The 13,983-nt window shown below is 56.9% G+C and carries 11 protein-coding genes; 7 read left to right on the top strand and 4 right to left on the bottom strand.

The window, feature by feature from the left end; translation table 11 throughout:
- Positions 1–129 precede the first annotated feature (129 nt).
- The 7 genes from BMZ36_RS12430 to BMZ36_RS12460 all read left to right on the top strand — a co-directional run bounded on the left by BMZ36_RS12430 (position 130) and on the right by BMZ36_RS12460 (position 7,440).
- Positions 130–690 carry a TnsA endonuclease N-terminal domain-containing protein gene (locus BMZ36_RS12430; protein ID WP_177187881.1) on the top strand — a complete coding sequence of 187 codons (561 nt, stop codon included), beginning with the start codon at positions 130–132 and terminating at the stop codon, positions 688–690.
- Positions 671–2,620 carry a TnsB C-terminal domain-containing protein gene (locus BMZ36_RS12435; protein ID WP_091197148.1) on the top strand — a complete coding sequence of 650 codons (1,950 nt, stop codon included), beginning with the start codon at positions 671–673 and terminating at the stop codon, positions 2,618–2,620. Before BMZ36_RS12430 ends, BMZ36_RS12435 begins: the two co-directional genes overlap by 20 nt.
- A gap of 2 nt (positions 2,621–2,622) precedes the next feature.
- Entirely contained in the window at positions 2,623–3,660 is a 1,038-nt protein-coding gene (locus BMZ36_RS12440; protein ID WP_091197152.1) for a TniB family NTP-binding protein, read from the top strand.
- Complete coding sequence (locus BMZ36_RS12445) at positions 3,657–5,633, top strand: TniQ family protein (protein WP_091197158.1); 1,977 nt, start codon at positions 3,657–3,659, stop codon at positions 5,631–5,633. The genes BMZ36_RS12440 and BMZ36_RS12445 overlap by 4 nt, the downstream gene beginning before the upstream one ends.
- A gap of 516 nt (positions 5,634–6,149) precedes the next feature.
- Complete coding sequence (locus tag BMZ36_RS12450; protein ID WP_091197162.1) at positions 6,150–6,491, top strand: DUF7079 family protein; 342 nt, start codon at positions 6,150–6,152, stop codon at positions 6,489–6,491.
- Positions 6,492–6,569: 78 nt separating this feature from the next.
- Positions 6,570–6,953, top strand: coding sequence for a hypothetical protein (locus BMZ36_RS12455; RefSeq protein WP_091197166.1), 384 nt, complete (start codon positions 6,570–6,572; stop codon positions 6,951–6,953).
- A gap of 115 nt (positions 6,954–7,068) precedes the next feature.
- A complete protein-coding gene (locus tag BMZ36_RS12460) occupies positions 7,069–7,440 on the top strand; it encodes a hypothetical protein (RefSeq protein ID WP_091197170.1) in 372 nt (123 codons plus the stop codon).
- A gap of 201 nt (positions 7,441–7,641) precedes the next feature.
- Here the strand turns inward: BMZ36_RS12460 and BMZ36_RS12465 are convergent, their stop codons facing one another.
- The 4 genes from BMZ36_RS12465 to BMZ36_RS12480 form a co-directional block, all read right to left on the bottom strand.
- On the bottom strand, positions 7,642–8,952 hold the full coding sequence (locus tag BMZ36_RS12465) for a type II toxin-antitoxin system HipA family toxin (protein ID WP_091197175.1): 1,311 nt from the start codon (positions 8,950–8,952) through the stop codon (positions 7,642–7,644).
- Positions 8,949–9,281 carry a helix-turn-helix domain-containing protein gene (locus BMZ36_RS12470; protein ID WP_091197180.1) on the bottom strand — a complete coding sequence of 111 codons (333 nt, stop codon included), beginning with the start codon at positions 9,279–9,281 and terminating at the stop codon, positions 8,949–8,951. Before BMZ36_RS12470 ends, BMZ36_RS12465 begins: the two co-directional genes overlap by 4 nt.
- Before the next feature lie 239 nt (positions 9,282–9,520).
- Positions 9,521–12,313, bottom strand: coding sequence for a bifunctional diguanylate cyclase/phosphodiesterase (locus tag BMZ36_RS12475; protein ID WP_091197183.1), 2,793 nt, complete (start codon positions 12,311–12,313; stop codon positions 9,521–9,523).
- Between the two features lie 239 nt (positions 12,314–12,552).
- Entirely contained in the window at positions 12,553–13,881 is a 1,329-nt protein-coding gene (locus tag BMZ36_RS12480; protein WP_091197186.1) for a ferredoxin reductase family protein, read from the bottom strand.
- Positions 13,882–13,983 lie beyond the last annotated feature (102 nt).

The following is a 13,983-nucleotide window of genomic DNA, read 5'->3' on the forward strand; positions in this document are numbered from 1 at the left end:
TTCATATGCGCGGATGGCACAGGGAGACCTGTTGCCAGCCGTCAGGAGCAGACGATGCTAAGCAGAAAAGTCATAACCCGCCGCGGACGCAGGTTCCGCGGCAAATTCCCTTCGACCAAGCTCGGGCGCATGGTCGCTTGGGAATCACTTCTGGAAAAGGATGCGCTTCTTCTTCTGGAACTCTCACCGGGAGTTGTTTCGTACCGGGAGCAACCTACCGTCATCCAGTATTCCGATGGCATCCAGGTTCGCGAGTACTACCCAGATTTTGAGCTGGTCCTGGCTGACGGCTCTATCGTTCATCTCGAAGTCAAACCCAGCGAGGAACTGGCCAAGCCGAAGATACGCAGCAAATACGAACAAATCGCCGCGCACTACCGCGCCCGGCAATTTACGTTCCGGATCATCACGGAACTCGAGATCCGCCGCGAGCCACGATTTTCAAATCTCGAGCTGATCGCCTATCCGCACTCGCACGCTTGGCTATCGCTGCCGGCACATGACGTCCTGGTGGATTTTTTCCACGGCCATGTCAGGTCGTTGCGGGACTGCGACCGCGATCTCGGTGCGGCTTCAACGCGCAGATTGATAGCCAACGGCAAATTGGTCTGCGATCTGGACCAGCCACTCACCGCCAACACCCCTGTCAGTCTTTTTCAGGGAGAGCAAAATGCATCGATTTTGCTTTAAGCGCGGCACAAGGTTTCGCGAAAATCAAACTTTCTGGGAAATGCACCAGCTGTTAGCGACCGGCAAGATCCAGTTCCTGTCCGATACTGGCGAAGTGCTCAATCTGACCCGCGAGGAAGTACTATCCCGCTGGCTGTCCCAAACTTGGCGGGTCGACGAAGAGAGCCTGGGCGAGCTAGGTAAAGCTGTGTACATCGTCACGCCGCGCGACCTGTCGACGTATCCGCCGAAGCTCCAGGAAATTGCTAAACGCCGGTTGTATTACATCCAGGCCGTAGCCCCAGAATCTACGCCATACAATCCGACTCTTTGGGAAAAACTGATCGCGACTGCAGCAGAAGCCTGTAGCGACACAAATCCACCCAGTGCATCTTCCGTCGCCGAATGGTGGCGACGCTATCGGCAAACCAAAAGCATCCTGAAGCTGATTCCGAGCAACAAGCCGGCGAATTCAAAGCGCAAGGGGCAGCAATATAGGATTTTTGAAGAAGTCATCGGTGCCGTCTACCTGACAGAACAGAAACTGCCCAAGCTTGTTGTGGCCGAAAAAATCCACCTCGCAATCCACCAGATCAACAATGGTCTGCCAGCGGAAGAAAAAATCAAACCGCCCGCACGTTCAACCATCTATCGCTGGCTGGAGGACCTCCAGCAGGATATTGTCGATACCGCCAGAGAGGGGGCCGAAGCTGCCCGCATGAAATACCGGGCAGCCATAGGCACGGTCGACGTCAAAGCCGTATTGCGGAGGATCGAGATCGATCATACGTCACTGGATTTACACGTCATCGATCTACAGACGATGTTGCCTCTTGGCCGTCCTTGGCTGACCAAAGCCATAGATCGTCATTCCAGATTGATCGTCGGTTTCTATATTTCATTTTCTCCGCCTTCTACCCACAGTGTTCTGCAATGCCTGCGCCGATCCATCCTTCCCAAGGAAGAATGGCTGGCTCGATATCCGGATATCAAGGAGATCTGGCCCGCTTATGGCATTCCACATCTAATTGCAGTCGACAACGGACCAGACTTGCACTCAGAGGGGGTGGAACTTGCTTGCCTTGATATAGGAATTACGGTTCTTTTCTGTGCTTCAAAAAGCCCTGACCAAAAAGGCAGTATTGAACGATACATCCGGACGATGAACATGGGATTGGTACATCGCCTGCCAGGTACCGTTTTCTCGAATCCAACTGAGCGTGGAGATTACGCAGCAGAAGAGCGGGCAGTCATCGACATGGAAACGCTGATCCATTTGGTCACCAAGTGGATCGTCGAGGTTTATAACGTCACGCCACATCGTGGAGCCGGCGGGCGTCCGCTCGATCTTTGGCTCGACTCCGCAGCCAAAGAGATCATCGAGATGCCGACCGACCCGCAGCAACTTGAGCTTATCGGTGGCATTCCAGCGGAAAGAACTCTTTTCCATTACGGCATAGAACTGGATGGGCTGCACTACAACTCCGAGCAGTTACAGATGATCCGCCGCCGGTTCGGCAAGAACATCAAACTCTCGCTCAAATACTACGCAGACGATGTCGCCCATATTCATGTCCTCGACCCGGAAGACAAAACCTATCTTCGCGTGCCGGCCAAACTGCCCGAGTATGCCCAAGGGCTCGCCCGCGAAGTCCACCGCTTGATCCGCGAACATGCTCGCAAGAAATTCGGCGAACATTGTTTTGCGCCACGCCTGCTTGAAGCCAAACAGGAAATCGAAAACATCGTTGCAGATGCCTTGCGTAGCAAAAAGATGGGGGTGCGCAAAGCCGGGGCAAAAACAGTTTTGCATGACAGCGAAGCTGTCTTGAAAGGCGAAGATCCCTTGGCTAAGGTCCGGCGCCCGATCAAACAGGTCAAAGAGATTCCTCCAGAAGAACTACCGGACGGGCTCAATGACGACCTGCCTAATTTTGGTTCGGAGGGCTGAACATGGATCCGATCCAAATGATGGCGCACTTCGCGCCAGAGGCCGGTTTTACCTCGCCAGAATCGCTGGGCTACAAACTGGTCATCGAGCCGATCCAGCATCGTCGTTACCGCGAGGCGATGTTCCAGATCGCGGAGCTACATCAACGTCGGCGGCTCTACGGCACAGGAGGCGGCCTACTGCTTGTCGGCCCCTCGGGGGCTGGTAAAAGCACTATCGTCCGCGCTTACCATGCAGCCTATCCGCCCGTGTTTGAATCGCAGCGAACGCAGATTCCGGTTTTGTTGGTTTCCGTCCCTTCAGCTCCAACAGTGCGTAGTCTCGCCGGGGCAATTCTGGAGGCCATGGGCGACAAAAAATCGCATCGAGGCACCGCTCCAGAAAAAACCACCAAACTGCGCGATTTTATCCAGGGCTGCGGCGTAGAAATACTGTTGATCGATGAATTCCAGCATCTGTTCTACACCACCAATGTCACGGCGTTCCGGGACGTCACTGACTGGCTGAAAAACCTACTCGAAGACACCGGAATCGGTATGGTCGCCTGCGGCCTGCCGGCCAGTGAACTGGTCATTAACAGTAACGAGCAGCTGGCCAGGCGGTTTTCCCAGCGAATCCGTATTTCTCCTTTCGCGCTGGAAAATGAGGATTTCCGCGAGTACCGCGGCATCCTGAAAGCACTCGAGTCGCACTTGCCTATTCGTCCAGAAACTCCGCTGTACGAGGCCAATCTGGCGCGACGGATTTTCATCGGCAGTTATGGGCTGATCGATTACACGATCAAAATCCTCGAAGGTGCAGTGTCTGCTGCCAACCAGGCCGGTATCGACTGTATCGATCTGCTGGTGTTTGCTGCCGGATTCCGCAATCGGGTCTGGCGCGACGTTCCCGACCGCTTGAATCCGTTCCATCCCGAATCATCGCTACGGCCACTGGATCGACCCGGCGAGGTCTTTTATTTGCACACGAGGCAGGACGGCATGGGATCACCCGTGGCGTCGAAGCTCGGTCTCAAGCTCTCCAAGAAGGACAACCGATGACATCACTACCTATAGATATACCGGTGCCGGATCTGCTCATCCGTCCCCACCCGCATCGTAATGAAGGTCCGCAGGGTTATCTGCTGCGACTGGCCGAAGCCAACTTCATGACGCCCCGGAATTTGGGCGAACTCGGGATCAGTTTTGATGTGGGCGTTTTGCATCGGCAGCGGTTGATGCCAGCCCCTGCCCTTGATCCGGATTTGCATGCGCATGTGAGGCGAGTCGGCCGGCTTTTTCAAGAAATGCGGTGCATCTGGAATCAACAGCATGCGCGGTTCTGCCCGCGCTGCTTGGCGGAAGATCCAACTTGGCAGGCGTCTTGGGAGCTTCTGTTTTTCGATGTTTGCCCCAGGCATGGGCTCTGGCTCGTCGATCAGTGCAGCTCCTGCGGCAAGGCGCTTGGCTGGGGAAGAGACTCGCTGCTTCGTTGTTCTTGCGGCTCAGACTTGCGGCAAGAGCGAGCAGAAGGTGCTCCGTGGTTCGATTCGTTGTTGGCCGAACGCTTGGAAAACCGGCTTCTCAACAAAGAAGACAGTATCGTTCTTGGGACCTATCCTTTTGCCGATCTGAATCTTGAGCAACTGCAGCGACTGATTCGTTATGCCGGCAGCTATCTGGATCCAGCCCGAGGACCCAAGCCCCTGAAAATCCATCATGCCGGAGCCATGGAAGTGTCCTGGCCAGTCACGTCGCTGGCGGCGGAAATCCTGTTCGACTGGCCGCGCGCATTCTATGCAACGCTCGATCAACTGCAGGAGGCGGCACCGGAACACACCTTTGGGTTGAAGGGTAAATTCGACCAGGCCTATAGCTACCCCTACCACGCATTGCGCGAACCTGCATTCGCGCCACTTCGGAAGGCTTTCGAGATCTGGGTATCCGAAAGCTGGAAAGGCGGTACGGCAAAACGTAACCGTCGTCTTTCCCATGACCTGCTCGCCAATATGCAGTGGATTCCGGGTAAAGCTGCAGCAGACAGGCTGGGCATCTCCATGCCCTATCTGCGCCATTTGATTCATGAAGGCGAGCTGGAGGGACAGGAGTCAGTCAAGGCCTCGGGTCGGCGATTCATCATGGTCCGCAAGGATCAGCTGTATGCGATGGATGAAAAACTCGCGAACGAAATCACCATGAAAAAAGCCATGGAGATTCTCGGGATCGGCAAGGTGCGGCTACAGCGGATCTTGATGCTGCTTTTTCCGTCGGCCCGGCGCCTTCAGGACAAGATTTACATGCCTTGGTGCATCCCACGCGGCGAGGTCATGACCTTGGCCGAGGTCGGTTTGGAGTTGCCATTACTCACCGCGCTTGAAGAAAATCAGGTGTCGTTTGCCCATGTGCTGCAATACTGGAACTGGAACGCCGATGAAATCGTTTCGCTGGTAGAGGCCGTCAAATTCGGTAGAATGCCGCCACTTGCGCGACTGGACGGCGCGGTCGGGATCGGGCGCTGGGTTTTCAACCGCGAACAGTTGCGGGTTTGGCATCACAACTTGGAAACCGGTCGGGTAAACTGGATCAGCATTCCCGAACTGGCGACGGTTCTCGGGGTGAAGCAGCAGGTCGCCTACTGGCTCACCCAGAACAGCTACATCCGCTCGGAAAAACTCGGGACGGTAAAAGGCATTGGTTCTCGGATCAAAAAGGTGGAAGTCGAGCGGTTTCTGCGCGAGTACATCTTTGCTACGGAAATCGCGGACCGAATCGGACGTTCGCCACGCAAAGTGATGCACATGCTGCGGGAACTCAGCATCTATCCGCTACGCGGCAACAGCAGTGCTGAACCTTGTCGGCAGCTGGTGTATCGTAGAAGTACAGCACTGGACGGCTTCATACAGCGGCATGAAGTGGCACTGCCGGATAGCCATGAAACCAGGGCCCAGAAGCGCAAAAATGCGTGGGATAGGATTATCTGGAGTTATGAGACAAAACCACCGGACGTTTCCGATTTCAAACTGGAAAGTCCTTGATTTATATAACCCTCATTTCTGAGGATCGATGGGATCCTACAGTTAGGCATCCTACAAACGCACTCGGAGCATCTATGTCCCGCCCATTTCTCGGTCGAGCTGCCATCGTCGATATAATCAAAAGCAAAGAGCGCACAAACGCCATTCAAAAACGAGAAGGGTTAACTGATCATCCCGTTCGGTTTACGGTATGTGGCTGCTCAGATCCAACCTGTGGCGGTTGGCATACCGTTGAAACAGAGCGCACCGTTCCATCGAATGAAGAGTGCGACGCAATCATCAAAGCGGATAACGTGGCGCGAAAATCTAAAAAACCTCGCAAGGGCGCGTAACCAGGATATCGAGTTTGTGTGAAATGCCATTCATTAACGCTATATCTGTCGTGCACGAAAAAATGCCTAACAATTCGGTCGAGAGGACGCCCCGCAAGCGGGGTTCGCTCCCTTCGGTCGCCGCCTCTCACCTCAAACGTTAGAGGGCTCAGTGAAGCCACCGCACGAGGACGTCGAATTCAGAATGCCCGTCTGGCAAGCGCTGGGCGAGTTCTTTTTGGATAACGAACCGAACCTGGAGTATGTCGCTCGGGTATGCGCCGAATCCCCATATTCGCTCGGTGAACTCGATCAAATTCTTTTCAATGAAGTCTGGCCCGCATTAAGTCCAAACCTTGCCTCTATGGCGGGCGAATGGGCCGGATGGGATCGAGAGTGGCTTACCAAAAGGGTATTGGAGAAATACAAGACTGGCTCTTCTAGGGTTTGGTGGCTTAATCCCGCCAAGCTATTCTTCTGTTCAGCGTGGTTCAGTGTTCGCAAAGAAATCGAGCAAAGGCGTACCCGTGAAAATCCCGCCCTCTAACCCTGCGGTCAAAGTCGCTCCCTCCGGTCGCTGGACGTCCCGTATGCGGGCCGCCCTTTACCTACAACGTTGGGCGTCATGAAGATCAGACCATTTGAAGCCGTAGGTGACGTCACATTCGGCATGAGCTGCGATGCTGTAACAAATACGCTCGGCTTGCCTGTTCGTGATGGCTTATCTCGCAAAGCGGAGATGGAGCTTCATTACCCAAACGCTTGTTATCGCTTCGACTCCAACAGCACATTAGTAGAGGTCACAGTCGACGCCACCGTAATTGAGTTTGGGGCAATATCGGTACCATTCAAAGTCTTGGTTCCTTTCCTGAAACAACAAGACGCCACGGTATTTGAAAAAGTTGGCTTTGTCGTCAGCCCCGAGCTTGGTATTGCCCTAGATCCGGCTTTCTCCTCATGGGTTACAGTTTTTTCACGTCAGAGACTTCAGCAATGGCAGGGTATCTGATGGCTCTGCCGCCCAACCCAGCAGTCGAGAGGGACAGCCCAAAAGCTGCGCTTTTGGGTACCCTCCGCGCTTCGCGCTCCGGCTGCCCCTCACTTCTACGTTATGCCTCTTTACTATGACCGCCATCTCTAATCTTCCGTGGGCGTCGGGTCCAGGCGAAATTCTTCGGCACGGCCTTTCGCTCTTAAAGAAGGACTGCGATACCAACCGTCGCCTTGCGATGATTAGTATCGACAATGCAGTCGAGCTAATGATTAAGACCTACCTTGGGTTACCAAAGCGCATTACTGGATTGGTGATAACTCGAAAGGAATTCGCCGAGCTTTCAGAAGGCTTCCCCTCCCTCATCGATGGTCTGGAGCAACACGCTCCAGACAAGCTAGACGGAATCGATCTTGGAACCATTGAGTGGTATCACAGGCTAAGGAACGAGCTCTATCACCAAGGAAACGGCCTCACGGTGGAACCGACGTACCCCCAAGATTGAGTAGCACGAGGAATTAGAATCCAGCCCAGCTTGGACATGAAGGGTTAAAGGGGCCAAGCTCGAATTTAGCCTTCGGCAATTGTGACTTGGCGGGCTGCCGCTTTGCGGCGAGGCCGCCCTACCATGGGCCAGCCATTCCATCTGGCGCAACAGGTTCGGCGGCATGCCGGTATTGCTGCCGCGGGCTCCCGAGGGCGGGCCTTATCGCTCCTTGTGCGAAAAACCACCTGCCGGATTGGCGTAGCTGCGCGGTGCTTTTTTTGGATTGGCCTCGTCGGACAGTTTGAGCTTTTCGAGGATGGTCTTGTCTTTCTGCAGCCGTTTCCTGGCATTTTCCTGAATGTCGAGCTTTCCGCTTTCCCATTCGATTGCCATCCGTTTTGCCGTTTCACGGAAGTACGGGTATCGCTCTGCCATCTCCCCCAACAGGGGCAGGGTTGCATCGATGGCGGCAATGATTGCAGCCTGCGCTTCGTCCTTTTCGGCTGCGGTCAGCGTCATCCGGTTCGAGGCCAGCAATCGCATCTGTTTGCCTGCCCACCACACCTTGCGCCCCTGCAGCGTGAGTGCCGGCATGTCGTCCATGGCCGGGTAGGCCGAGGTGGTCACCAGATCGTAGACCGGCGCCAGCACGGCATCGTCGGGGTGGGTGTAGACGAGTGCATAGTTCTTGAGATGCGCATCGCCATTGTGGAGGGCATAGTTCAACAACATCAGCCGGTACAGTTGGCGGGCGCTGCGTTGCCGATTCCGGGCCGAGACATAGGCAGTGTGCAGATGTGTGATTTCCTCGATCGATCCCTTGTATTTGTGGACCGGATCGAGGGCGCTGAGCGAGCAAAAATCCTCTACGGCCACAGGCTGACCGTCGCGGCGGTCAAACCGCGCCACGGCAAGCACCTTGCCATCTTCCGACAATACTGTCTTGGGCACGTCCAGCCCTGCATTTCTGGCCACCTCAAGGCAGAGATATTCGTTGATGGCGAGGCCGGGAATGTCTTCCGTGCCGGTCTTGAGAATGTAATCGTCAGTCCAGAGCGTTGCCTTGTCGGTTTCGTGCATGGCCTTGGGCATCACCCCTGAAATCCCTTCAAGGACGCCATCGTTGAGGTGTTTCAGCAAAACGGACTGCGAATCCTCGCTGGCGAGAACGGCGGACATGTCCAGATGGACATCATTGGTGGAAAGAGGCATCCCGGCAGGGACTACCCGCACCCGGCCAATCGGCATCCGCCCGGTCAGCGCCAGCATCCCCCAATCCGAAACATCCGCGTGCGGCCCCAGCCGTTCCCGTATCACCTGCTTCTGGAAGCCTTCCGGCAAATTCTGCATGAAGAAGGGAAAAAGGCCGCGCTTCCAGACATAGCTTTCCGCCCGTACCGGCATGGTCAGCGACACCAGGTAGTCTTCTGGCACGCCGTGCAGATAGGTGAAGACGTACTGGTCAAAATCATCGACCAGATGGCCGACCAAGGTATCCAGCACATAGACATCCAGCACGGCGCCTTTCATGGCTTGGCCTTCTTCGCGGAAACACGCACACGTTGCCGGATTTGCAGCGAATCAGGCTCCGGGCGCTGCCCGCTCATGCCGAGCGTTGACGCCCCCGCCGCCACGTCGTCCAGCGTTCGGCGCCGCCCTGCAGGCCGGGGCTGAAGCTCAAGGCCCACCAGGGCAAATAGCTGCAACAGCTTGACCACCCCGATTTCCGAGAGCGTTCCACGCTCCAGACCCGAGATCGTCGACACGCTCACGCCAGTCCGCTCGGCAAGCTCTTGCTGGGTGATGGATTGGTTGATTCGCGCCGCCTTCAGCGCCTGGCCAAGCTCATAGAGATTCATAACTGGTTTTCCGCCACCATTTACAGACTTTCATTCGTTTTTCTGGTTACATACTGCAAGTTATAGCACGGACCTCAACCACACGCAACTAGCTATTAACTACCAGTTACAGGCATTTAAGACATTAATTTGCTGTTTATAACCAGTTACGAACACAGGGCGCGACTGGTGCTTGAACGTGAATGCCCCTGCTGCTTTCGCAGAGGCCATCAATCTTGATCATTTCAAACGGGGAATCGTCACTCGCTCTTACCCATGCTCTCCTGCACCAGCAGGGCAAAGGCGTCGGCCGGGATGGGGCGGCTGATGATGTAGCCCTGGACGGTATCGCAGCCGTTTTTGCGCAGGAATTCCAGTTGCTCTTCCTTCTCCACGCCTTCGGCGATGACGGTCAAGCGCAGGCTGTGGGCCATGGCGATGACCGCCTGGGAGATGGCGATGTCGTCTTCGTTGTCCGGCAGGCCGTCAACGAAGGATTTATCAAGCTTCAGCGAGTCGATGGGGAACTGCTTGAGGTAGCTCAGTGACGAGTACCCGGTGCCGAAATCGTCCACGTCGATGTGCAGAATGCCCTTGTTGCGAATCTGCATGAGCAGGTCGACTGCGCACTGCGGATCGTGCATCAGCATGCTTTCGGTAACTTCCAGTTCCAGAAAACTGGGATCCAGCCCGGTTTCTTCAAGAATGCCGGCGATGGTCGTGGAAAGGTTGCTGCGCTGCAATTGCCGCCCGGACAGATTCACCGCGACGATCAAAGGGGGCAGGACGCCGGCATCCTGCCAGGCGCGCATCTGGGCGCATACGGTTTTCAGCACCCAAGCGCCGACCTGTTCGATCAGGCCGGTTTCTTCCAGGATGGGGATGAATTCGCTCGGCGGGACCAGCCCCCTGGTGGGGTGCTTCCAGCGCAGCAACGCTTCGGCTCCGGTGATGATGCCGCTGGCAAGATTGAGCTTGGGCTGGTAATAAACCATGAACTCGTCCCGCTCGAGCGCATGGCGCAGGCCACTTTCAATTTCCAGCCGGTCGGTCGTCATCGACCCCATTTCCGCAGCAAAGAAGCGGTAGCCGTTGCCGCCCTCCTCCTTGGCCCGGTACATGGCAAAGTCGGCATTCTTGAGCAGATGGTCGGCGCTGTTGCCGTCCACGGGGTAAATGGTGATACCGATGCTGGGCGAAACAAAGGCTTCCTGATCGCGCAACAGGATGGGGGACGTAGCGAGCATTTCGATGATCTTTCCGGCAACCGCGGCAGCGTCGCCCGGTTTGTTGATCTGCTCGAGAATCAGCGTGAATTCGTCGCCCCCGAGGCGGGCAACCGTATCCGCCTCGCGAACACACAGGCGCAGCCGCTCCGAGACTTCGCGCAGCAGTTGGTCGCCGGAATCATGCCCCAAGGTATCGTTGATCGCCTTGAAGCGGTCCAGGTCCAGGAACATCAGCGCCACCATGTTCTTGCCCCGTTCGGCACGGGCCAGCGCCTGGTTGAGGCGGTCGTGGAACAGTACGCGGTTGGGCAGGAGGGTCAGGGCATCGTAATGCGCCATGACTTTCAGCCGTTCCTCTGCCTGCCGGCGCTCGATGGCGATACTGGCCAGGTTGGCGGCCACCTGCATCAGCTCGCGATCATGGGGCGGCTGTTTGGCCGGGTTGCGGTAATGCGCGACGATGACGCCAAGCGGGGCACCCGCCGTGGAATAAATCGGCACGGCAAAGCAGGCCTTGATGGCATGCCTGGCGACCAGCGCGCAATAATCCTCCCAGACCGGGTTGCTGCCGAGCCCTTCGATAACGTCGCCGAATCCGCCGGCCGGTTCCTGCGCCAGAAGATCGGGCTGCTCAGTCAGGGCGGCAAACACCCCATCCAGGGCGTCTTGCCCGTAATAGACGATGTTGTCGACGACGCTGTTCGGCAAACAGTGGCCCGAGGCGCACACGATTCCGCTCTCTTCACCGATTTTCCGGAACAGGATCGCGCAGAACATTTCTCCGGAAAGCGTCTCGACATGACTGGCCAGTACGCCCAGGGCCGTTTTCAGCGCATTGCCGCAAACGACCATTTCCAGCACGTCTTTCTCGATCGCCAGCAGCGCCTCGGCCCGCCCCCGCTCGCTGATGTCGCGAAAGCTCGAAACGCGTCCCACGATCTGGCCGTTCACGAACTGGGGCTGGGAATTCCACTCGAACCGGCGACCGTCCTGCAATTCGAGAACGGAGCCGTGGTTGGCCTCGGCGTGAGCGGTCAACTCCTTGAGCGTTGCTGAAAACGCAACCGGGTCCTGCAACTGGTCTCCCAACGCGGCCAGCGTTTCATAGTTCGCCGCCAAGGGACTATCCGACCTGCCCAGCTTCCACATTTCGCGGAAACGCTGATTGCTCACGACCTCGCGTCCTGCGGTATCCGTAACGAAAATGCCATCGGCCGTGGCTTCCAGCGTGGCGGAAAAAATGGACAAGGATTTGGCCAGTTTTTCTTCCGTGGCCTTGCGGCTGGCGATCTCCTGCAAGGTTCGGTGCAGGACGCGCATCGGCAAATCCCGGAGCGAGATGAAGACGATCACGCCGAGCATCAGCCCCGGAAACAGCATGAAGAGCGCATAAAGCAGGAGAGACTGCAGGGAACGACTCAACTCCACCTGACCGATCTCGTCCTCCCCCAGGCTCACGGGGATGGTCCGGGTCAGGACGGGGAAGGCAAGATCGGCTTTCTTTTCGGCCACCGGCAACTTGGCCGCATTGGTGATGCGGATGCTGTTTTTCCCTTCCAGCCAGCCCAGCGATGCCATGACCTCCTGAGGCGAAAGGACTCTTCCCTTTTTGCCCTGCGGCAGGCGAGACTGTTCCACGGCCTTGTGGACTCCGGCCTGCAAGGCCGATTCCATGCGGGCAACTTCGCTCTGGTAGCCGGCGATCAGAAAAATCAGGGGGAGCAGCAAGGTTACGAGCAAGCCGCCACCCCAGGCAAGATGAGCAACCGCCTTGGGCAACTCGGGCGGCAGCTCTTGAGGAGAGGGTGAAAACTCGGATGTCATGGCTTGGAACCCGTTCTTGGTCTTGCGCGAGGCGGCGGCCCCGGTTCAGGTACCGTTGACCCTTAGCCACGCATGCAAGGGGATCAGGGCAGCAGGAGGCCTCTCCCCCACGAGGTTAACTGTAGATAGGCGGGTATTGAAGCACAAGCGAAAGCCGCGCACAGGTTGATGCAAGGCAGCACGCCTGACATCCCGGCACAACGCCATGCGGGCAGCGCCTCACCTTCCTGCATGCGTATTCAGCGCATCTCGAACAGTTCGTAGCGGAAACGCTCGCCGGGCAGCCCCCGCGCCACCAGATCGCGCTGCAAGCTTTGCCCGAAAAGTACCGGTCCGCAGAACCAGAAATCGGCAGACTGCCATTGCGGTGCTTCCCGGCACAGGCGCTCGGCATCGAGCACGCCGTCTTTTGCCAGCACCAGCAAATGCAGGCGCACACCGGCCTGCCCGGTCAGCGTCCTGATATGGCCAATGAAACCTTCGTCGGGCATGCGGGTGCAGTAGAAAAGGTCGACGTTCTTGTCTCCGGGCTTTTGCGCCAGCTCCTCCAGCCGGGCGAGGTAGGAGGCGATGCCGATGCCGCCCGCCACCCAGATCTGGGCCGGCTGCGCTCCCGCAAAGTCAAAACAGCCATAGGGGCCTTCGATCCTGACCGGGGCGCCAGCCTTCAACGTATCGGGCAGGGTTCGCGTGTAATCGCCCAGCGCCTTGATATGGAAATCCAGCTTTCCGTCACCACGCCAAACCGATGAAATCGTGAAAGGATGCGGGCCCTCATCCGGATCGAAGGTCACGAAGGCAAATTGCCCGGTCTTGTGGCCCGGCCAGTTGCCCTTCAGAGCGACCCGTGCCTTGAGTACGCAATTGTCCCGGTAATACACAAGTTCTGCGATCTCACCGGCCACCTGGCGACGGCGGCCAACCCCGCGAAACAGCACGATGAACGCCGCGACTGTTCCGGCCGCCATCAAGGCGACGACAACCCAGCCGACAGGCTGGCTCCAGTAACCAAACCGCATCAATACCAGCGAATGGAAAACCAGGAAAAGGTAGGTAATTGCCAGCAGGCGGTGGGTCTTGAAGAAAAGCCGGTAGGGAAAGCGCTTCAACAACGCCAGTACGAGCAGCACGGCCGCCACATAGAAGGCCCATTCGCCGATCTGCTCCGCCAACCCACGCTGGCTCTGAAAAAACCTGAACATCGCCACGGTTTGCTCGGCTGCCGGCCGTCTCGCCGGCCGGGTCAACCAGCCCCAGCCCACCATCCACTTGGGCGCCTTGGCCCAAAGCCAGTGGGCGACGGCGAACGCCAGCGCGGCAATGCCCAGCCATTTGTGCAGCCGGTATGTCTTGTCCAGCCCGTCAAGGAATGCCTCCACCCGCGCCGACCTGAGCGCCAGAATCATGCAGACGCTCATCGCACCGATGGCGACGATCCCGGTGTAATTGACCAGCGCTGCACGTAATGCGAAGAAGGCATAACCCGCCGTGAACACGTTATCCGCCCACAGCCATAGGGCCGAAAGGCCCACGAGAAAAACCACAAAAGTCCGTTTGATGATTGTCATTTTTTGTTGTAAAGACCTGATTTACAAGGGAAGATGATATTGGTCCGATTGTTTTTTACACAGCATAAAGCCCGCAAGGCAGCTTGCTTGACCAGAACAACC

This window comes from Formivibrio citricus (assembly GCF_900115065.1).
GTDB classification, from domain to species: Bacteria; Pseudomonadota; Gammaproteobacteria; order Burkholderiales; family Chitinibacteraceae; genus Formivibrio; species Formivibrio citricus.